23 protein-coding genes are annotated in these 19,584 nt (G+C 62.5%); 9 read left to right on the top strand and 14 right to left on the bottom strand.

What is annotated here, in order from left to right; genetic code table 11:
- Positions 1 to 339 precede the first annotated feature (339 nt).
- The 4 genes from AAC029_RS07580 to AAC029_RS07565 form a co-directional block, all read right to left on the bottom strand.
- Positions 340 to 630, bottom strand: coding sequence for a DUF6522 family protein (locus AAC029_RS07580; protein WP_339745885.1), 291 nt, complete (start codon positions 628 to 630; stop codon positions 340 to 342).
- A gap of 7 nt (positions 631 to 637) precedes the next feature.
- The gene (locus tag AAC029_RS07575) at positions 638 to 3,064 is read right to left on the bottom strand and encodes an adenosylcobalamin-dependent ribonucleoside-diphosphate reductase (protein ID WP_339745883.1); all 2,427 of its coding nucleotides are present in this window, start codon (positions 3,062 to 3,064) and stop codon (positions 638 to 640) included.
- A gap of 90 nt (positions 3,065 to 3,154) precedes the next feature.
- Positions 3,155 to 3,385 carry a hexameric tyrosine-coordinated heme protein gene (locus AAC029_RS07570; RefSeq protein WP_339745881.1) on the bottom strand — a complete coding sequence of 77 codons (231 nt, stop codon included), beginning with the start codon at positions 3,383 to 3,385 and terminating at the stop codon, positions 3,155 to 3,157.
- A 15-nt stretch (positions 3,386 to 3,400) separates the two neighbouring features.
- Positions 3,401 to 3,832 (bottom strand): Rrf2 family transcriptional regulator, encoded by a 432-nt coding sequence (locus AAC029_RS07565; protein ID WP_339745879.1) that lies wholly within the window; start codon positions 3,830 to 3,832, stop codon positions 3,401 to 3,403.
- Between the two features lie 85 nt (positions 3,833 to 3,917).
- Between AAC029_RS07565 and AAC029_RS07560 the strand changes: the two genes are divergently transcribed.
- The 4 genes from AAC029_RS07560 to AAC029_RS07545 all read left to right on the top strand — a co-directional run bounded on the left by AAC029_RS07560 (position 3,918) and on the right by AAC029_RS07545 (position 6,301).
- On the top strand, positions 3,918 to 4,391 hold the full coding sequence (locus tag AAC029_RS07560; RefSeq protein WP_339745877.1) for a group III truncated hemoglobin: 474 nt from the start codon (positions 3,918 to 3,920) through the stop codon (positions 4,389 to 4,391).
- A 16-nt stretch (positions 4,392 to 4,407) separates the two neighbouring features.
- Positions 4,408 to 4,902 carry a hemerythrin domain-containing protein gene (locus tag AAC029_RS07555; RefSeq protein WP_339745875.1) on the top strand — a complete coding sequence of 165 codons (495 nt, stop codon included), beginning with the start codon at positions 4,408 to 4,410 and terminating at the stop codon, positions 4,900 to 4,902.
- Positions 4,903 to 4,930: 28 nt separating this feature from the next.
- A complete protein-coding gene (locus tag AAC029_RS07550; RefSeq protein WP_339745873.1) occupies positions 4,931 to 5,356 on the top strand; it encodes a DUF488 family protein in 426 nt (141 codons plus the stop codon).
- A gap of 246 nt (positions 5,357 to 5,602) precedes the next feature.
- Positions 5,603 to 6,301, top strand: coding sequence for a 5-formyltetrahydrofolate cyclo-ligase (locus AAC029_RS07545; protein ID WP_339745870.1), 699 nt, complete (start codon positions 5,603 to 5,605; stop codon positions 6,299 to 6,301).
- 9 nt (positions 6,302 to 6,310) lie between these two features.
- Here the strand turns inward: AAC029_RS07545 and AAC029_RS07540 are convergent, their stop codons facing one another.
- The 7 genes from AAC029_RS07540 to AAC029_RS07510 form a co-directional block, all read right to left on the bottom strand.
- Entirely contained in the window at positions 6,311 to 7,009 is a 699-nt protein-coding gene (locus AAC029_RS07540) for an RNA polymerase sigma factor (protein WP_339745867.1), read from the bottom strand.
- A 4-nt stretch (positions 7,010 to 7,013) separates the two neighbouring features.
- Positions 7,014 to 7,433 (bottom strand): plastocyanin/azurin family copper-binding protein, encoded by a 420-nt coding sequence (locus AAC029_RS07535; protein WP_339745864.1) that lies wholly within the window; start codon positions 7,431 to 7,433, stop codon positions 7,014 to 7,016.
- A gap of 98 nt (positions 7,434 to 7,531) precedes the next feature.
- The gene (locus AAC029_RS07530; RefSeq protein ID WP_339745861.1) at positions 7,532 to 7,951 is read right to left on the bottom strand and encodes a hypothetical protein; all 420 of its coding nucleotides are present in this window, start codon (positions 7,949 to 7,951) and stop codon (positions 7,532 to 7,534) included.
- Between the two features lie 202 nt (positions 7,952 to 8,153).
- A complete protein-coding gene (locus AAC029_RS07525; protein WP_339745858.1) occupies positions 8,154 to 8,543 on the bottom strand; it encodes a hypothetical protein in 390 nt (129 codons plus the stop codon).
- Positions 8,540 to 8,734, bottom strand: coding sequence for a hypothetical protein (locus AAC029_RS07520; protein WP_339745855.1), 195 nt, complete (start codon positions 8,732 to 8,734; stop codon positions 8,540 to 8,542). The genes AAC029_RS07525 and AAC029_RS07520 overlap by 4 nt, the downstream gene beginning before the upstream one ends.
- Positions 8,731 to 9,705, bottom strand: coding sequence for an MBL fold metallo-hydrolase (locus AAC029_RS07515; RefSeq protein ID WP_339745852.1), 975 nt, complete (start codon positions 9,703 to 9,705; stop codon positions 8,731 to 8,733). The genes AAC029_RS07520 and AAC029_RS07515 overlap by 4 nt, the downstream gene beginning before the upstream one ends.
- 13 nt (positions 9,706 to 9,718) lie before the next feature.
- Complete coding sequence (locus tag AAC029_RS07510; protein WP_339745850.1) at positions 9,719 to 10,318, bottom strand: TetR/AcrR family transcriptional regulator; 600 nt, start codon at positions 10,316 to 10,318, stop codon at positions 9,719 to 9,721.
- Between the two features lie 174 nt (positions 10,319 to 10,492).
- Here AAC029_RS07510 and AAC029_RS07505 point away from each other — a divergent pair, with 174 nt between their 5' ends.
- From AAC029_RS07505 to rnd, 5 genes are read left to right on the top strand one after another with little or no spacing between them, the layout of a single operon-like run.
- A complete protein-coding gene (locus AAC029_RS07505; RefSeq protein WP_339745849.1) occupies positions 10,493 to 11,119 on the top strand; it encodes a TetR/AcrR family transcriptional regulator in 627 nt (208 codons plus the stop codon).
- 31 nt (positions 11,120 to 11,150) lie between these two features.
- Positions 11,151 to 11,936, top strand: coding sequence for a lysophospholipid acyltransferase family protein (locus AAC029_RS07500; RefSeq protein ID WP_339745847.1), 786 nt, complete (start codon positions 11,151 to 11,153; stop codon positions 11,934 to 11,936).
- Positions 11,937 to 11,963: 27 nt separating this feature from the next.
- The gene (locus tag AAC029_RS07495; protein ID WP_339745845.1) at positions 11,964 to 12,671 is read left to right on the top strand and encodes a lysophospholipid acyltransferase family protein; all 708 of its coding nucleotides are present in this window, start codon (positions 11,964 to 11,966) and stop codon (positions 12,669 to 12,671) included.
- On the top strand, positions 12,668 to 13,984 hold the full coding sequence (locus tag AAC029_RS07490; protein ID WP_339745843.1) for an MFS transporter: 1,317 nt from the start codon (positions 12,668 to 12,670) through the stop codon (positions 13,982 to 13,984). Before AAC029_RS07495 ends, AAC029_RS07490 begins: the two co-directional genes overlap by 4 nt.
- A gap of 36 nt (positions 13,985 to 14,020) precedes the next feature.
- Entirely contained in the window at positions 14,021 to 15,184 is a 1,164-nt protein-coding gene (rnd, locus tag AAC029_RS07485) for a ribonuclease D (RefSeq protein WP_339745840.1), read from the top strand.
- On the opposite strand, the gene AAC029_RS07480 is transcribed toward rnd, so the two are convergent.
- The 3 genes from AAC029_RS07480 to AAC029_RS07470 are packed head-to-tail and all read right to left on the bottom strand — an operon-like array spanning position 15,181 to position 19,564.
- Entirely contained in the window at positions 15,181 to 16,704 is a 1,524-nt protein-coding gene (locus tag AAC029_RS07480; protein ID WP_339745837.1) for a Ppx/GppA family phosphatase, read from the bottom strand. The genes rnd and AAC029_RS07480 overlap by 4 nt on opposite strands.
- A gap of 5 nt (positions 16,705 to 16,709) precedes the next feature.
- Positions 16,710 to 18,887, bottom strand: coding sequence for an RNA degradosome polyphosphate kinase (locus tag AAC029_RS07475; protein WP_339745835.1), 2,178 nt, complete (start codon positions 18,885 to 18,887; stop codon positions 16,710 to 16,712).
- Positions 18,884 to 19,564 carry a hypothetical protein gene (locus tag AAC029_RS07470; RefSeq protein ID WP_339745833.1) on the bottom strand — a complete coding sequence of 227 codons (681 nt, stop codon included), beginning with the start codon at positions 19,562 to 19,564 and terminating at the stop codon, positions 18,884 to 18,886. The genes AAC029_RS07475 and AAC029_RS07470 overlap by 4 nt, the downstream gene beginning before the upstream one ends.
- Positions 19,565 to 19,584: the final 20 nt, after the last annotated feature.

Genomic DNA, 19,584 nt, shown 5'->3' with positions numbered 1-19,584 from the left:
CGGCGTTCGCCGGGATGACGTGGGATAATTGTGAGGGGTGCAGGATAAGTCACCAAATCGCCCACCGCCCGCACCCGTCATCTTCACCAGCTCCGCCCCGGACTACGTCCGGCGCACCTCTTCCATCAAGGACGAGGTGGGAGATAATCGATGCCGGTCAGCCCACACGCCCTCCTCTTCCTTGATGGAAGCGGTAGCCGCGAAGCGGTCGGAGCTGGTGACGGCCTCGAAGATCCGTCTCCGGTGAAAAATGGGGACGCTCACCATTTTTGAAATCTAAGTATTTGAATTAAATAACATATAATCAATTCTAGTGGCACCCACCCCGCCTCTCCCCCTCTACCGCCCCGCAGCACCCATCGGCGCGGCTCTGCGCCGGCGGCCATTCACTTCCATCCCCTTCGACAACACGGCCCCGCTCTCATCGACGATCAGCCGCAGGGCGCGGGTCTGATAGTGGAAGGTGAGCTGGAAGCGACCGGCGTCTTCACCGACGCCGGTGGCACAGGCACTGGTGATCTCACCCGCCCGCATCCTGGCCTGCACCGTGTCCTGGTCGAGGGCAAAGGCGCCGGCGAGCAGGCTCGCATCGACGGTGAAATCCCCGGCGGCGATGGTTACTTCGGTCATCTCGTCCTCAACTGCATTTGGAATAGCCGCAGCTGGTGCAGGTGTTGCAGCCCTCCATTCTCACCACGGTGGGCTGATGGCATTTGGTGCAAAGCATGCCTCTGGGTGGGGCGGTGATCGCCTCCACTTCGGCTTTGCCTGCCGTGGCGCGCGCCTTGTCCGCCAGGACCCTGACCGGCGATGTGACGCCTTCCAGAGCGTTGAGATGGCGCTCAATCACGCCGCCAATCACGGCGAGCAGGCTGGGCTCATAACGGCCATTGACGAAGGCGCCGCCTTGCGGGTCAAACACGGCCCCCAATTCCTCGGCGACGAATCTGACATCGCCGCCGCGCCGGAAGACCGCGGAGATCATCCGCGTCAGCGCCAGCGTCCAGGCGTAGTGGTCCATATTCTTGGAATTGATGAAAATCTCGAATGGCTTGCGCGTCTGGATGGTCTCGCCCGCCGCATTGACGCTCTCCTCCACCACATCATTGAGCGTGACATAAATGGCGTGCTCGCTATGTGGCCAACGGACTTTGTAGGTCTGCCCCGGCAATTCCTCGGGCCGGTTGATGAAACCGGCCGGCTTGGCCGAAGCCGTTTTCGCCGCATCGGCTGCCGGCGCGGCGGGTTTGGACAGAACCGAACCGGTCACGTCATTGGGCCGATAGGTCGTGCAGCCCTTGCAGCCCAGATCATAGGCCAGCCGGTAGACATCCTTGAAGGCGTCGAAATCGATATCGCGTGGCAGATTGATCGTTTTGGAGATCGAGCTGTCGACCCATTTCTGCGCTGCTGCCTGCATCACGACATGCTCACGTGGGGTGAGACCATCGGCTTCGACAAAATAATCCGGCAATTCGGCGTCGGCACCGAACATGGAGCGGAAGATCAGATAGGCATAATCCTGGATTTCCTCTTCGACATGAGAGCCGTCGGCCTGGAGAACCTTGCGGTTGAAGCTGTAGCCAAACACCGGCTCGACCCCGCCGCTGGTATTGTTGGCGTAGAGCGAAATCGTTCCGGTCGGGGCGATCGAGGTCAGGTGGCTATTGCGGATGCCGTGCTCGCCGATCAGGGCCTGCACATCGGCGTCGAGCGCCTGAACCATCGGCGCCTTGAGATAGTGTTCGGCCTCGTAAAGCGGAAAGGCGCCCTTCTCCGACGCCAGCATGGCGCTTGTCCGGTAGGCCTCGTTGGCGATGGTGCCGAGCCAGGCATCAACCGCCGCGACGGCATCATCGGAGCCATAGCGGATGCCGCACATGATCAGGGCATCGCCCAGCCCGGTCACCCCGAGGCCCAGCCGCCGCTTGTTGAAGGCTTCGACGCGTTGCTCTTCGAGCGGGAAATTGCTGGAATCGACAACATTATCCATCATCCGCACGGCGGTCGCGACGCAGGATTTCAAGCCGTCCACATCGAGATGTGCCGCCTCGCTGAAAGGCTCCGCGACGAAGCGGCTCAGATTGACCGACCCAAGCAGGCAGGCGCCATAGGGCGGCAGGGGCTGCTCGCCGCACGGATTGGTCGCGGCAATCTCTTCCAGCCAGGACAGATTATTGGTCTTGTTGATGCGATCGATGAAGATCACGCCCGGTTCGGCGAAATCATAGGTCGCGCGCATGATCGCATCCCAAAGCTCGCGGGCGCGGATGGTGTTGCAGACCGTGCCATTGAAATGCAGGGGCCAGTCAGCGTCCTGGTCCACCGCTTCGATCAACGCTTCGCTGACGAGCACTGAGAGATTGAAATTGCGAAGCCGGGCCTGATCGCTTTTGGCCGCCACGAAAGCGAGGATGTCGGGGTGATGATCGCGCATCACGCCCATCATCGCCCCGCGGCGCGAGCCGGCGCTCATAATGGTACGGCACATGGCGTCCCACACATCCATGAAGCTTAGCGGGCCACTGGCGTCAGCATCAACGCCGGCCACCCGGCTGCCCTTGGGCCGGATGGTCGAGAAATCATAACCGATCCCGCCGCCCTGCTGCATCGTCAAAGCCGCTTCGCGGAGCATCTCGAAAATTCCGCTCAAACTGTCGGGAACCGTTCCCATCACGAAGCAGTTGAACAGGGTCACACTGCGGCCGGTTCCAGCACCCGACACGATGCGGCCTGCCGGCAGAAAACGAAAATCCTCCAGCGCGCTGCGGAACTGCCGCTGCCAATGCGCCGCCTTCTTGCCCTCACAGCGTGACAGGGCCCGGGCGACCCGGTCCCACGTGTTCTCGATGGTTTCATCAACGACGCCGCTCTCGCCACTTTTGAAGCGGTATTTCATGTCCCAAATGTCGGTCGAGATTTTTTGCAGGGCGATCATGGGGGTCTCGGTCAGGTTCTGGTTGCGGATGGCGGTGCGCCTGAGGATACGGGCGCGACGCAGGGCGTGAGGCGAATCGTTCCAATCAGAGTGGACGCCTGTGGCGATTTCACCAGCGCGCATCATGCCGCACCCCCCAAGCTGGCGCGACCTGCGAATGTCGAAACCATCAGACCGCAGCGATACCGAAGCTGTCAGGCAAGATGGTCACGCGCCTCACCGGTTCGCCCAATATCCATTGGCTGCCGCGACGGTGGCGAAATGCGTTGCCACGACGGCGCTGACGGCGATCAGGGAATCGGCGTTTTCGGCATAGTCCGGGCGCAATCTGTCACGAACGGCCGCATCGCCCTGGGTCTTCCTGATCGTCATGCGGGCCAGCTTGACGGCGAGGTCGTAACCTTCGCTCGGAGTTGGGGTGATGAGGGTGGGAAGCCAGTTGTCCACTTTGGAAATCTCCGTTCAAAGGGTTGGAATTGCCAGGGCTGGTGCGTGGGGCAAAGCGACGTCGGCCAGTGTGGATCGATCAAGCTCGCTCAGAAACGCCGCTTCGGCGGCGCCAAGGCGGGCCTTGAGGCCGCAACATCCTGTAATCGAGCAGCTGCCGCCATTGGGCGAGAAGCAGTCGACCAGCGCCTGACCGCTCTCCAGCACGCGCACCACTTCGCCCAGCGAGATCTGATCCGACGGCCGGCCGAGCCTGGCGCCGCCGCCCGTCCCGCGTCGGGTGGTGACGATCCCCGCTTGCGACAAGGCGGCCATGATCTTGGTCAGATGATTGCGCGACAGGTCGAACTCATCGGCCAGTTCGGCCGTCGAATAGGCGCGCCCGGGATCGGACGCCATTCGCATCAAGGCGCGAAGGCCGAAATCGGTGAAAGAGGTCAGACGCATCGGGACACAATCTCGTAATTGGTATTTACAATACCTATTATCAGGGTCTATTCGTGAAGCAAGTATTGAAACGGACTCAAACGCAATGCCAAAGCCAGCCACCGCCCCAATTGACGTCGCCCAAATCGACAGCGCCCGGCCGCAGGCCACCGCCGAACTGATGGCCCAAACCGGGCTTGATGAGGCAATTCTGAAACGGCTCGTCGACGGGTTTTATGACCGGGTGCGCGGCGATGCGATGTTGGGGCCGATCTTCGAAGAACGGATCAAGAATTGGCCGGAACATCTGGAAACCATGGTGAAATTCTGGTCGTCGGTCGCACTGATGACCGGTCGCTATCATGGCGCGCCCATGCCCAAGCATTTGCCCCTGCCCGTTGATATCGAGCACTTCCAGCGCTGGATCACCCTGTTCCGTCTGACCGCCCGCGAAGTGTGCCCGCCGGCGGGCGCGGCCTGGGTGATCGAACGCGCCGAGCGGATCGCCACATCCATGCACATGGGAATCGAAGGTGCCCGCACCCGCAACGCCCGCACTGACACTCCACCGCAGCTTTGACCAAGGAGAAACTGCCATGACGCAAGACCCGCTAGCCGACGATCTGCCTCCCGATGATCCGGGTGAGATGACGCGCTATATCGAGAACCGCTACCATGCCCGCCATCGCGCGCAGCTGCCTGATCTGACCGCGCTGGCGCTACGGGTTGAGCGTGTGCATGCCGATGCGGCCAAAGTTCCACTGGGACTGGCGGCGCTGTTGCAAAACATGATCGGCGAGCTGGAAGTCCACATGAAGAAGGAAGAGCTGATCCTCTTCCCCGCCATCCGCCGTGGTGGCAAGCCCGACCTCGAAAACCCCATCGCGGTGATGCGCACCGACCATGAGGACCACCAGGCAGCGGCCGCACAAATCCTCACTCTGACCGAGAATTTGACGCTGCCGGACGGGGCCTGCCGGTCATGGACCGCGCTCTATGACGGGCTGAAGACCTTTCTCGATGATCTCGACGCTCATCTTGAACTCGAGAACCAGGTATTATTTCCCCAGTTCGAGCCGGAAAAAGTCTAAACACCGAAACGTCGCAATGGATCCTACCATGCCTGATATGGCCAAGTCTGATATCGCCAGCCCCAGTGACCGCCGTGCCGACATTCACCTCGTGCGCGCCTATGATGCGCGTGCCGGCGCGGAAACCTTCGGCGCCCGGCTGTTGGTTGACCGGTTGTGGCCGCGCGGCATCGCCAAGGCTGATCTGCCGATGGATGCCTGGCTCAAGGAAATTGCCCCCAGCGGCAGCTTGCGAAAATGGTTCGCGCATGACCCGGCCAAATGGGAAACGTTTTCCGAGCGCTATCGGGCTGAGTTGGCAACGACACCGATGATCATCGAAGAAGCCCTGGAATGGTGTCGCAAAGGGCCCGTGACCCTGCTTTATGGCGCTCGCGATCATCACCACAATCATGCGCTGGTATTGCGTGATGTTCTTCAGGAAAACTTGCACTCGCGTTGCGCCGGCACCTGATCGAATTCAATCGGACGGCTCACCAGCAAACCGGGCCGGTGGTGATCACTGGTCCGCCGAACACCGCACCTCTGAGGCAAATAGGTGCGTTGATCGATCATTGCATGACCGCCAGGCAGTGTGGTTATCCTGATGCCGGGAAAGTTCAATGACTGGGTGCGAGATGGACACGGATAGCCCACCGGCGAGCGATCCCAGCCGTCCCGGTATTCTTGCAAGCTGGCTGTGCCTGGAAGGTGGGGCCTCATGATGGATGAGAAGGACGAGCCAAGGGGCTATGCATCACCGCCCTGCCTGGCCCATGAAATCGACCCGGCCTATGCCGGTTTCGCGGCCGTGGACCCGCAGCAGGCGCTCGATGTGGCGCGGTGGCGAAAGGCCGAACGGACACGACTGCTGGCCGAACGGGCCGCCCTTTCGGTCGCCACACGCCAGGCAGCGGCGCTCGCGGTCACGACCCATCTCGATCAATTGCTGGCCCGGCGTTTCGACAGTCTTGCCGGGCTGACAGTCTCGGCCTGGTGGCCGATCAGGGCTGAGCTCGACCTTCGCCCTTGGCTGGCTGGCCTCGCCGCGCGCGGTGCCCGGGCAGCCTTGCCGCTGGTCGCGACCAAGGCGGCACCGCTGGTATTCCGTGAGTGGACGCCGCAGACCCGAATGGAGAAAGGCTTCTGGAATATCCTCGTGCCGGCTGAGGGACCCGATATCCTGCCCGACATTGTCCTCTCGCCGCTGGTCGGCTGGGATGGCGGCGGCTATCGGCTCGGCTATGGCGGCGGCTATTTCGACCGGACCCTGGCGGCGCTCACACCGCGTCCACTGGCAATCGGGATCGGGGTCGATGCGGCGCGACTTGCGACAATCTTTCCGCAACCGCATGACATTCCGATGCAGGCCATCGTGACCGAGACCGGTGTCGCCCCGTTCGATCCCGTTACGACCTGACCGTCCGCGTCACGGCTCTTTCAAAATATCAAGCCGCGCAATCACCCTGTCCGCCATATTGGCGCACCGCGCGCCGTCAAACGGGAAGACGCTACTGAAGCCGCCGCGCAATTTGTCTTCCAGGGCGGCCCGCAATTGGCGCCGGGCCCGGAACAGGCGGGTTTTCACCGTCAGCGGGTTGAGCGACAAGTCCTGGGCGATCTCTTTCAGCTTCATCCCTTCGGCCTCATGCAGCAGGAAGGGCAAGCGCAAGTCCGCCGGCAGGGCGGCTACGGCTGTCTCCAGAATCCCGCGCAGTTGCGCGCGTCCGAAATCGGCTTCAGGGCTGTCGCTACCACTGAAAAGACTCAAGATATTGGCGCTGCGTTCTTCGGCCACAGTGTCGTATTCCTCTTCCGGTCGCACGCGCCTGAGCCGCATGAGGGCGGTGTTGATGGCAATGCGTGTGATCCAGGTTGAAAATCGCGATCGGCCCTCGAACCGGTCGAGCCGGGTGAAGGCGGTCACATAGCTCTCCTGCACCACATCCTCGGCCTCGGCATCGCTGGAGACGATGCCGCGCGCGGTACGGAACAGGCGCGGATTGAGGCGCCGGATCAGTTCGCGGATCGCGCCCTCATCCTTATGCCGGGCTGCAGCGACCAGATCCGCCTCGGTCAGGAGCGATTGAGGCGGACTAGCCGGGCCTTGATCTGTCTTCGTCCTCACAAGGCTATCCTCCTCCGACCCGGCCACGTGCAAGAATGGATGCAACAGTAGGCAAGGCGGCCAGAACTTCCGGCGTTACATCAGCGGTATCACTGCTGGGTCCTTCCCAGCCGCGATCACCGGGCCGGCCGACCACGATGCGGCCAACCATCGCCGCCATCTCGTGCGGGATGCAGTAAAAATCATACACGCCCGGCACCGTCAGCGTGACCTCGAATTGCTCGTCGGGCAATAAAAAGCCGCTATCCCACGGCGTCGCGGCGGCCGGGATCCGGCGCTCACGACCAAAAACATCCGGATGGTATGCCGTCGCCGTGTGGCTATTGCCGGGGTCATGATTGACGAAGCGCACTGTGGTGCCGGCAGCGATAGCGAGGCCGCGCGGGGCGAACCAGATGTGTTCGCCGCGCGGCGTCCCGCGCATTTCAATCACCTCAACCTGCCTTGCCAGCGCCTGGGAGGCTGTCGCGAGGGTGGCAATGGCGCCACCCCCGAAGACCAGGACTGTTCGGCGAGTCGGTGTCATTGAGCCAAGCGCTGTTTGGCGTCGGCATCATGGTAGAGCACGACGTGAGCATGAGGCTCGGTCACGCCCGGATGGCCGGCATTATAATAAATATCAACGCTCGACACCATGTGTGACCCGATCCCCAGATCGTCGAAGGCGGTGCCGTCTTCCAGCGCCTGCAGTGGCGTCATATAGACGGTGGCCGAGAGCACGCCGTCATGGTCGTAAGCCAGGAATGGGCCGGCCGGCAGGGTCGAGGGGTCAGCAAACAGCGTGCCCAGACCCGGCAGGAATGCAGGCAGGGGCAGCACGTCGCTGACCTGCACATAAGGCGCTGGGGGAGGTGCGGTTTCCAGGACTTGTTCGTCATGGGCGAAGGCCGGCGGGATGGCCATGGCGAGCAAGATCGCCGTCAGCGGGAACAGGGATTTCATGTCATTTCCTTTCGGTGGATCCAAAGGGCGCTTTTGGGGCGCTCTGTCTGTTAGATGCCGCAGATCGGAAAAGGTTCGCGTTCGGGGGGATATTTTTCAGTCGTGGCGACGGGCTTGCCGGAATCTGCCGGCTTCACCCACCCAAACAAAAGGCGGCACCGGGGACCGGTGCCGCCTTCATCATTCGGGTTGAGCGGTACTGTTACTGTGGCTCACCGGCTTCATGCATTTCATGTTCGCCGTCATGCGCGGCTTCGGCGGCCGGTGCGTCGTGCCCGTGCTCATTACCGTGCGCATCCGCGTGCCCATCCGCGTGCATGTCGGCAGCGCCGTCCTGATGCATCTCACCCATCATGGCGTGGCAGGCTTCAACGCGGGCAGTGGTTTCAGCGTCGAGACCGGCAATCACAGCGTCGCGGGCGGCGGTATCGCCATGGGCGACGTCGGCCATCAGCTCATTGTGCAAGGTCATGCACGCTTCATGGGTTGGCGCGGCGGTTTCGCCGGCCATGTGGTGGTCCATGGCAAATGCCGACGTCCCGAGCAAGCTCAGGCTCGACGCAGCCATGATGGCCAAAACGAACTTATTCATGGGGGTCTCTTTTCAGGATGATCGATGAGGCTCACGCCCCGGAAAACCGCCCGAACAGGATGCGCCACGCGGGCGACACCGGCTGCCAAGGCGAGCCACAATGCGCCAGCTTGCCACAGGCTCGCAAGTTCGGCACGCAGCGCAGCCGCCTGCTCAAACTCCTCGAAAACGCGGGCCGATTTGGCCGTCATCCCTCATCCGGCATCCGCAACTCCACGGCTTCGATTACGCGCGGATAGATCGCCTCCGGCGGGTAGGCGTTGAAGTCATGGGCGGGTATGACGACGAGGCCGGGTTCCCGCTCCAGCAAAGCGTGGACGCGCTGCAGCTCCTGCTCCACGCCTGCGACATCACGATCAACGATGACCCGTATGATTGCATTTTTATGGGCCGGACGAGTAAAGCCGTCGAGACTCCAGCTCGTATCACCCGTGAAGAACCAGGATTGCCCATCCGGCATGTTGACGAACAGACCCATCGAACCGGCAGAATGGCCGTCCATGGGGACAAAAACCACGCTGCCATCGCCAAACCGGTCAAGACTGCTCGGATAGTTGCGATAGGCAGAACCGGTGAAATCAAGCCCCCGCCAGTCGATATCCGGATCATCGAACTGGCTGGCCAGATAGCCGTGACCATTGCCGCTCTGCCGGGCGCTGGCCAGTTCGCTGTCCGGAACAAAAACCGGTGTGTCCGGGAAGTCCTCAATCGCGCTGGCGTGATCCCAGTGCATGTGAGACAGCGCAATTTCCAGCGGGCGCCCGGGGCAAAATACGTCTAAATCAACCTGGTCAGCGACCGGAGACGTGACTTCATAGCTGAGCAGAGGTTTGAGCAGAAGCGGCATGTCCTCAAATTGGCTATCGATCTGCCGGCCCAGCCCGGTGTCAAACATCACCAGGCCATCCCGGTGACAGACCAGCACGGCGCTATGGGCCATCGGGCGCTCGGTGAGCCAATTCCCGCCCTCGAACAGGATCGCTTCCGGTGCGGACGTCCGCGCGGTAATCACGACCGTCAATCGAATGCCTGCAGCGCGCGGGGCAGCCAGCTCTGCAAACTCATAGCTTGACGCGGCACGCGTCTCGACGGGATTGGCGCAGGCCGCCAAGACGAAGGGCATAAACAGGAATATCGGGCGAAACGCGGAAAGGTTCGGCATGGCTGTGGTCTCCTCAATCTGGCTCTTCGGGGCGTTGCAGGAGCGGCAATAGCGATTGCGGCAGCTGATCAAGCGCATCGGTGTTGCGACAGGTACGGGACAGCAATATTGCCCCCTCGATTGCCGAGAGCAGCAAGGAGGCGAGTGAACCGGTGACCGCAGCGGGCATGCCATATCCTTCGAGCCCCCCGCGCAGTCGGGCCATCCAGTTGTCATAGGCCTGGGCGCAGACCCCTTGCAACGCGCCTGACTCCGGCGTGATCGAGGTCGCGAGCGGCGTTAGCGGGCAGCCCTGCTGGAAATCCGTGGCGCGGAGCTGATCGGCGAAAGCCGTGCAGATCGTGGTCAGCGCCTCGATAGGGGTCGGCGACGTCGCGAACACCACCTCGATCAACGCCGAGACGGTATCGGCGGATTGCCGCGCCGCCTCAGTCGCGATCTCCTGCTTGCCACCGGGAAAATGAAAATAAAGCGATCCCCTTGGCTGGCCACTCGCCGTGACGATTTGATTGATCCCGGTCGCGGCATAGCCCTGACACTGGAAAAGTTGCGCGGCCGTTTCCAGCACGCGTTCCCGGGTGCGCCCGCCCTTGGTGAGTGTTTGATCTGACATGAAATGATAATAGATCGGTCGTTATATTTTGTAAAGACAACAACTCGCCCATTGCCTCTCTCTTGGGATTCCAGATAATTTCGTCGTGAGTGATTATTCACTTGCGCTCCTTCAAGCCCCGTGAGAAACGGCACGTGAATGAACATTTACTTCCGTCGCACAGAGGGCAGATCCATGACCGGAAAACTTAGAGAAGGCCTGTTTGAAAGTGCTGACCCCAATCTCGGCGTGACCGCACCTCGCGGCACCACCAAGGCGCGGATCGAGCGGGCGGCGCTGCAGCTGTTCGCCTGTCACGGCATGGACGGCGTCTCGATCAAGCAGATCGCCCAGGCCTGTACAATTTCCGACGGCGCGATGTATCGCCATTTCAAGAGCAAGGATGAGCTCGCCCGGCTGATGTTCGAAGCCATCCATGCCCGCCTGCTGCAACTGGTCGCCGCCAATATCCGCGCCGACGCCAGCCTCGAACAGACCGTGCTCGCCGTCGTCACTGCCTATTGCGAGTTGGCCGAGGATGATCCGGCGCAATTCACCTATCACCTCACCCACCGTAACTACTTCCTCGCCGCGTCCGGCGATGGCGGTGCCAACCCGTCGGATGTGATGAGCGCGCGCGTCGCAATGGCGATGGAGCGCGGTGAGATACCGGTCGGCGATCCGGAACTGGCTGCGGCCATGGCGCTCGGCCTGGTGATGCAGCCGGCGGAGTACCGGATATTCGGCCGCATCGAACAGCCCATGACTGAACTCATCCCGGTTTTCACACGCGCCATCATGGCCGTGCTCCGCGCCGTCTGAGCGCCGTTTCAAAACACTTCGGAGGCCCGCCATGCGTTCGCTCATCTTCAACCTCGCCTATTATACCGTCTCCGCCGTCTATGCGGTGATCTGCGCCATCCTGGCGCTGGTGCCCGGACGCCGGATCCTGATGCACGGCATACGCTCCTATGCCCGGCTGACCGTGCTGCTGATGCGCTGGATTTGCGGGATAAAGGTCGAAGTACGCGGCACGCCGCCCAAGAACCAGGCGGTGATCCTCGCCGCCAAGCACCAGTCCTGGGGCGATGGTCTGGCGATGATGGCCAAGTGCGGTGACGTCAATTTCATCTGCGGCGACCACATGCTGAACTACCCGCTGATCGGCTGGGTGCTCAAACGCTGCGGTGCGATCGTCGTCTCCAACCAGGGCGGCGCCGAAGCGATGGCCAGCCTGCGCGCCGGTGTCGAGCGGTCGCAAGGCGAAGGCCGGCCGCGCCCGATCCTGATCTATCCGGAGGGCCATCTCACCCCGGTCGGCACCGGGATGCGTTACCGCTCCGGCGCTTGGCAATTATCCTCGCAGCTGGACCGTCCGGTCGTGCCGGTGGCGACCAATCTCGGCCAATGTTGGCCGCAGCAGAAATGGAGCAAGTTTTCCGGCACAGCCGTAATTGAGTTCCTCGAGCCCATGCCGCCAAGCCCTGATCGCAACAGTTTTTTGGCCGAGCTGGAGACCCGTGTTGAAACCCGCTCACGGGCCCTGGAGGCCGAATTTGCGGCGCCGGTCAGAGAATCGGTTTCTCATCCCGAAAACGCAGAAAAAACAGACGCGTCCATGCATAGACGCTTGGTTTAATTGAGCTACCAGCTGCGGAGTGAAGCGATGCGTTCCCTGGTTTTCAATACCCTGTTCTGGTCTCTCTCGGCCCTGTTTGCCCTGGTCTGCTATGCGGCCGCATGGCTGCCCTGGCGCGGTCCGCTGATGGCGATCATTATCGCTTATGGTGCGACGACACGCTTTTGCATGCACTGGATCGCCGGCATTCCGCTCGAAGTCCGCGGCCACGCGCCCCGGGGCGAACCGGTGATCATCGCCGCCAAACACCAGGCCTATGCCGACGGCCCGCTGATGGTTGCCCTCGCCGGTGACCTCAATTTCGTGATCGGAAACGGAATCGAGAAATTCCCGCTGGTCAACCGGATCGTCAAACGGGCCGGCGCCACCATGGTCGATGCCCAGGGTCGCAGCCGCGCCCAGGGTGCACTCAAGCAGAGCATCGACCGGATTGCCGAGGATCACCGCCCGGTCCTGATCTACCCGGAAGGCGGCATGGCGGCTGTCGGAGTCACCCGGCGTTATCGCAAGGGCGTTCACATGCTTTACGCCGAGCTCGGCCGAAGTGTGGTACCAGTAGCGACCAATCTGGGCCTGCGCTGGCCAGAGGAGGAGTGGGAGAAGCATCCCGGCCCTGCCGTCATCGAATTTCTCGAACCGATCCCGCCGGGCCTGCCGCGCGAAATTTTCATGCAACGCTTGCAGGATGCGATCGAGACGCGCACCCGGGAACTCGAAGCGGAGGGACAGTCATGAGTGCCAAGATAGCCGCTCAACTCGTCACCCAGCGGCGTTTTCTGCCGCTGCTTCTGGCTCAGTGTCTGGGCTCGCTCAACGACAATATCTTCCGCTATGCGCTGGTCACGATGGTCACCTTCAGCGGTCTGACCCTGTTCGGGCTCAACCGCGATATCCTGGTGCCGATCGCCGCCTCGATGATCACCCTGCCGATCTTCCTGTTCTCGGCTGTCGCCGGCCGTATGGCCGACAAATACGATCGCACCTGCATCATGCGCGTCACCAAGCAGATCGAAATCTGGATCATGCTGCTGGCCGCCCTCGCCCTTTTCCTGCGCCAGCCCATCCTGCTGCTGCCGACCCTGTTCCTGATGGGTACACAATCGGCCTTCTTCACCCCGGCGAAAAACTCCGCCCTGCCCACCCTGCTGGCGCCGCACGAGCTGGTGCCCGCCAATGCGCTGCTGAGCGGCTTCCTCAATGTCTCCATCCTGATGGGCGTGGCGCTGGGCACCTGGCTCGCAGTCCAACCGCTGGGTCCGGAAATGATCGGCGGCGGCCTGATCCTGATCGCCATTCTCGGCTGGCTGTCGGCGCGGCAATTGCCGCGGGTCGAGGCCGCCAATCCTGATCTGCCGCTGACCTGGAATTTCATCGCCGAAACGTTTCGAGTCCTCGGTTATGCCCTCAAGGCGCCAGACGTGCTGCGTCCCCTGCTCGGAGCGGCCTGGTTCTGGATGCTGGCGGCGTCGATCATCACACTCATGCCGGTCTTCACCGCTTCAGTGCTGGGGGCCGATGCCAGCGTAGTGCTGCTATTCAGCGCCCTGTTCACCATTGGCGCGGCGCTGGGTGCGCTTCTGTGCGGCGCGCTCAGCGGCAAGGGCGATGCGCTCGCCTTTTCCATCGCCGGCGCGATCGGCCTGGTGATGTTCACCAGTGATGTCGCCCTGGCCACTTGGTCCAATCCGATCATCCCCCATGGCGCGCCACTGATCGGGGCCGGTGAGTTTTTCGCCGATCATTCCAACTGGCGCCTGTTGGCCGATCTCGGCCTCGCTGCCGTTTCTGCGGGCCTGTTCGTCGTGCCGCTGCAAGCGATGGCACAGCGCCGGGCGGCGCCGGAAATGCGTGGCCGTCTGCTCGCTGCTGGCGGGATCATGAATGCGGCCACGGCGACATTGGGCCAGTTTACGCTTGCCTTTATCGCGATGGGAAACCTGCCGATACAGACGGCCTTCCTGCTCATTGCAGCCGGCAGCCTCGGGGTTGCCGCCGTCATCGGCTGGCGGTTGAGCCTGCGCCGCAAGCGCGTCGATGCACCTGGTTGATGGTCAAACCGCAATCCAGGCGCTAAAGGCCAATACATGAACATTATCACGACAACAGACCAACTCGCCCGGGCCTGCGACGCCCTCCTCCAGGCCGAACATGTGGCCGTCGACACCGAATTCATGCGCGAGACGGTCTATTGGCCTGCCCTGTGCCTGATCCAGGCCGCCGGCGGCGACACCGAAATCATCATCGACCCGCTCGCCGAGGGCATCGATCTCGAGCCCTTCTGGGAATTGATGGTCGATGAGCGGGTGATGAAAGTCTTCCACGCCGCGCGCCAGGATCTGGAGATTTTCTACAATCTCGGCGACGGGCTCATCCCGACCCCGATGTTTGACAGCCAAGTCGCCGCGATGGCGATCGGTCTGGGCGACTCGATCGCCTATGACAATCTGGTCCAGACCCTGCTCAAGCGCCCGGTCGACAAGGGTTCGCGCTTCACCGACTGGTCACGTCGGCCGCTCTCGGACAATCAGCTCACCTATGCAATGGGCGATGTGACGCATTTGCGCGACATGTATCCGATCATGCGCGAGCGGCTGGAAAAGAAGAACCGCACCTCATGGCTTGCCGACGAGATGGCGATCCTGACCAGTCCCGACACCTACCGGATGGACCCCGAGGAATCGTGGAAACGCCTCAAACTGCGCAAGACCAGCCCCAAATGGCTGGCCGCCCTGCGTGCCGCCGCCGCTTGGCGTGAGCGCGAGGCGCAAACCCGTGACATGCCGCGCCAGCGCGTGATGAAGGATGATGCCCTCTACGAAATCGCCACTCTGGCCCCGGTCGAGGAAGGCCAGATGCAGGGCCTGCGCGCCGTGCCCCGGGGTTTCGAGCGCTCCAAACCGGCCGAACGCCTCTATGCTGACATGAAGGCCGCGATGGCCAATCCAGAGGCCTATGCGCCAAAGGTGGAAAAGCCAGCGCCGACACCGCAAGGCATCGGTCCGACGATTGAATTGCTCAAAGTCTATCTCAAACTGGTCGCCGACGAGGCCGGGGTCGCTTCACGGCTGATCGCGACCATGCCGGATCTGGAAAAGCTCGCCTCCAGCGATGATCCCGATGTGCCCGCCATGCGCGGTTGGCGCCGCGAAGTGTTTGGTGAACCGGCGATGGGCCTCAAACGCGGCGAGATCGCGCTAGTGCTTGAAGATGGCAAGGTTGCAGCGCGACCGGTCGGCGCCAAAGGCTAAAGATACCGCACCTCACCCTTGCGCCCGATCGCGCCAGCGAGCGTGTCGAGCAGGGCAACCGAGCGTTCGATATAAAGATCGTGGACGCTTTCATCGATATCGAGACAGACCAGTCCGGGCTCGACGCGCAGGGTGAAGCGGTCGAGCAGGCTGGCAGAGCGCCCCGACAGCTTGGCACCGAGGCGCAAGGTGCAGCCGAGCATCTGGGCGACATCATGTTGGGCTTCATCGATCAGATGGAAGACCGGCAGATCGTCGAGCGCGCCGCGCCGGCCACCATAGCGGTGATGCATCACAGCCGCGAGAAACACCCGCTCGGCGTGATTGATGCCGGCAAAGGGTGCGTAGAGCACGCTGTCGCGCGTCAGTTCAAGGCGGTGATCGGGATGGCGCCGCGCGCCCAGATCAGCCAACCGGGCGGCGGCCTCCTGCAGCACACGGTCGCGGCGCGGTGTGAAGACGGTGTCGACATTGGCCATCGCCGGCGCGATCCAATTGGCCAGCGAGCGGCCAAAATCCGGGGTCGGCGAGACCGGCCGTGCCAGCGCTTCGGCGCCGGCGATCAAAGGATCGATCGCTCGCACATCCGCCGGCAGATCCTGCATCAACACCCCTTCGCGCAGGCCGTAGGCGGAAAACACCACATGCGAAAACCGCCCCATCTCGACAATCCGGCTCAGCAGCAGCGCGGCATAGGGGATGGTCGGTGCACGGCGCGATGAAATGCCGGGAATGCCGGCCAGCGACGCGGTGCTGAGCCGGCTCGCCATCCGGGTCAACTCCGCGACCCGTTTGGCATCAATGCGGAATTGGTGCGCAACTCGCAAGGGATAGTCGGACCGCGCGAAAGCCAGTTGCGCCAGAGATCGCCAGGCTCCGCCAATGGTATAGAATTCGCCGCCCTGTCCGTGCAGGAGCCCCGCCTCGCGCAAACGCTCATCGATCACCGCGCGGACCGCATCGGCATCCCACGGCCCCGGCGGGATCGCTTCCTGGGGGCCGAGGCCGAAAGTCTGCCCCTCGCCGAGCGTGCCATGATCGAGTGGGGTCAACTCAAGGCTGGAACCGCCCAGATCACCCATCAGGCCGTGGGCGCCCGGAATGCCGGTAACCAGTCCCAGCGCTGACAGCCCGCCCTCCTCGGCGCCAGACAGGACACGCAACTGAAAGCCGGTCTCGGCCGCAACCCGGCGCACGAAGTCTGGCCCGTCGCTCGCATTGCGCACGGCAGCGGTGGCGACGGCATAGCGTTCAGTGACACCTTTGGCGTCGAGCAGCCGAGCGAAGCGCTTCAGGGCGCGCAGGGCGATGTCGATATTGTCAGGATGCAGCGTGCCGCGCTGGCGCAGGCCGCGGCCCAAGCCGGCCATCACCTTCTCGTTGAAGACCGGCCAGATCGCCCGGCCCTCGAGACGGAAATGCACCAGGCGAACCGTGTTCGAGCCGACATCGATGACCGCGATATCGCGCTCCACCGAGTTCTGGGCAAAGGCTGGATGGGTGAGGCTTGTCGGGTCCAACAGACCTAACCATCCCCCGTGAGGACGGGCGGCTGGTCATTCTTGAGCGCATGACCGCGGCCAGACAGGCTCGGATTGGTCATAAAATAGGCATGAGCGCTGAACACCTTCTTCATGCCGGAGGTATCGACGCGGCGATACTCGCCCTGCCCGTCCATATACCAGCTCTGGGCGGTGTCATTGAGATTGGCGACCATGATCTGGTCGAGCACCTGACGATGCACGGTCGGGTTCTGGATCGGGCAGAGCAGCTCGACCCGGCGGTCGAGATTGCGCGGCATCCAGTCAGCCGACGAGATGAAGACTTTCGCCGCCGGCGACGGCATCTCGCTGCCATTGGCAAAACAGACGATGCGGGAATGCTCGAGAAAACGCCCGACCAGGCTTTTGACCCGGATATTGTCCGACAGGCCGGCGATGCCCGGACGCAGACAGCAGACACCGCGCACGATCAGCTCGATGCGCACGCCGGCTTGGCTGGCGCGGTAGAGGCCGTCGATGATCTCCGGATGCACGAGTGCATTCAGCTTGGCCCAGATTGCTGCCGGCTTGCCCGCTTGGGCGTTGGCGATCTCAATCTCCATATGGGCCAACAAATCATCCTTCAGCCGCAGCGGAGAGACCGAGAGCCGTTCGAGGTTTTCCGGACGCGCATAGCCGGTGACGAAATTGAATATCCGCCCGGCATCGCGGCCATAGGCCGGGTCGGCGGTGAAGAGCGACAGATCGGTATAGATGCGCGCCGTGATCGGATGGTAATTGCCGGTGCCGAAATGGGCATAGGTGCGCAGAACCGCGCCCTCGCGCCGCACCACCAGCGATATCTTGGCGTGGGTCTTGTACTCGACAAAGCCATAGACGACCTGGACACCGGCGCGTTCCAGATCGCGGGCCCATTTCAGATTGGCTTCCTCGTCAAAGCGCGCCTTGAGCTCGACCAGGGCGGTGACATTCTTGCCCGCTTCGGCCGCTTCGATCAGGGCAGCGACAATCGGTGAGTTTTTCGAGGTGCGATAGAGGGTCTGCTTGATGGTGACGACATCGGGATCGGCGGCCGCCTGCCGCAGAAACTGAACCACGACATCAAAGCTCTCATAGGGATGGTGGACGATGATATCCTTCTCCCGGATCGCCTCGAAACAATCACCGCCATGATCGCGAATGCGTTCCGGATAGCGCGGCTCATAGGGCGGGAAGACCAGATCGGCGCGGTCGTCGGGGATTAATTGATCGATTTGGGCCAGACCCAGCAGGCCCGGCACCGGCACCACGTCCTGGGCCTCGGCATGCATGTGGGCGACGATGAAATCGCGCAGAGCCGGCGGCATGTCGGCATCTAGCGTCAGGCGCACAATCACGCCGCGACGGCGCTGCTTGACCAAGCGTTCGAATTCCAGGACGAGATCTTCGGATTCTTCCTCGATCTCGATATCGCTGTCACGGATGACCCGGAAGGCGCCGCGTCCGAGCATTTCATAGCCCGGGAAGAGCTCGTCGACATACATCGACAACACCGTTTCCAGCGTCACGAAACGGCGATCCGGGCGGCCGCGTTCGCCGTGTGAGCGCGCCGGCAGTTCGACGAAACGCTTGACGCCCGATGGCATCGGGATCAGCGCATTCATCATCTTGGCGGTGCGGTTATTGCGTAATTGCAGCGCCAGCGCAAAGCCGAGATTGGGAATAAACGGAAAGGGATGCGCCGGATCGATCGCCAGCGGCGTGATCACCGGCAGGGTATGGGACAGGAATTCGCCGCGCAGCCAAGCGATATCGGCGCGCGACAGATCAGCCTCGGCGAGAACCCGTATGCCGAGTGCCGCGATTTCCTCGTGCAAACTGCACCAAAGGGCCTGTTGCTTGCCCATTAGCTCGCTGGCCAGAACATGGATCTGCTCGACCTGTTCGGCCGGCGTTAGCCCGTCGAGGCTGGCAGCGGTGACGCCATTGCGGATTTGGGCCCGCAGGCCGGCGACGCGCACCATATAGAACTCATCGAGATTGCTCGCCGATATCGACAGGAAACGCAGCCGTTCCAAGGCCGGGTGATTGGGGTTTTCGGCCTCGCCGATCACGCGCCGGTTAAAGCGCAGCCACGACAATTCCCGGTTCAGGAAACGCTCCGACGATGCCATCAGCGCCGCAATATCCGGCGTAGCGGTCGTGACGACGGGCAAGGTCATTCGCTGTCTCCATCCTCAACCAGGTCTTCGAGCACGGCCCGAGCGACGTTCCGGGTCACAGGGGTCTGCCGGGCCAGAGCCAGTTTATCCATCTGATCAACCAGCTGACGGGCCGCCGCAACGGATCGGTCCATGCGCGGCAAGAGATAGTCTATCACGCCGGGCCGCAGCGGTGCGCCACGATCATGGAATTGTTTCAGCAGAACGCGGGTCAGCAGCTCGTCATCGGGCTCGTGCAGCTCGACATGCGGCAGGGCCCGCAAGCGCGACACCAAATCTGGCAGGTTGGCCGGCCACAATACGGTCGGTTTGCGCCCGGTCAGCAAGAGGCCGGGAATCTCGCCCTCTGCAGCCCGGTTTATGGCATGGAACAGCGCCGCTTCAGGCACACCGCGATCAACGTCTTCAACCAGCACACAATGGCCCGAGGGCAACGAGGCCAGACCGGTTTCCAGCTCTGCAGCGGCGATGGTCTTCGCTTTGACGTCGCGGGCCCAGATCGCGGCTAGATGCGATTTTCCCGCTCCGGCAGGGCCGACCAGGGCCAGCGCGGCGCGTGGCCAGTCACGCCAGCGCGCCAGCGCAGCGACAGCCTCCGCATTGGCGCGGCCCTCAACGAATGTGTCGACGCTGAAATCCACTCTCACCGGCAGATTGAGCGCCATTTGCCCGGTCATGCGTACGGTCCGTTTCTGGC

Source organism: uncultured Maricaulis sp., from assembly GCF_963975345.1.
In the GTDB taxonomy this organism is placed as follows: Bacteria; Pseudomonadota; Alphaproteobacteria; order Caulobacterales; family Maricaulaceae; genus Maricaulis.
This window is presented reverse-complemented; position numbering and strand designations above follow the sequence as displayed.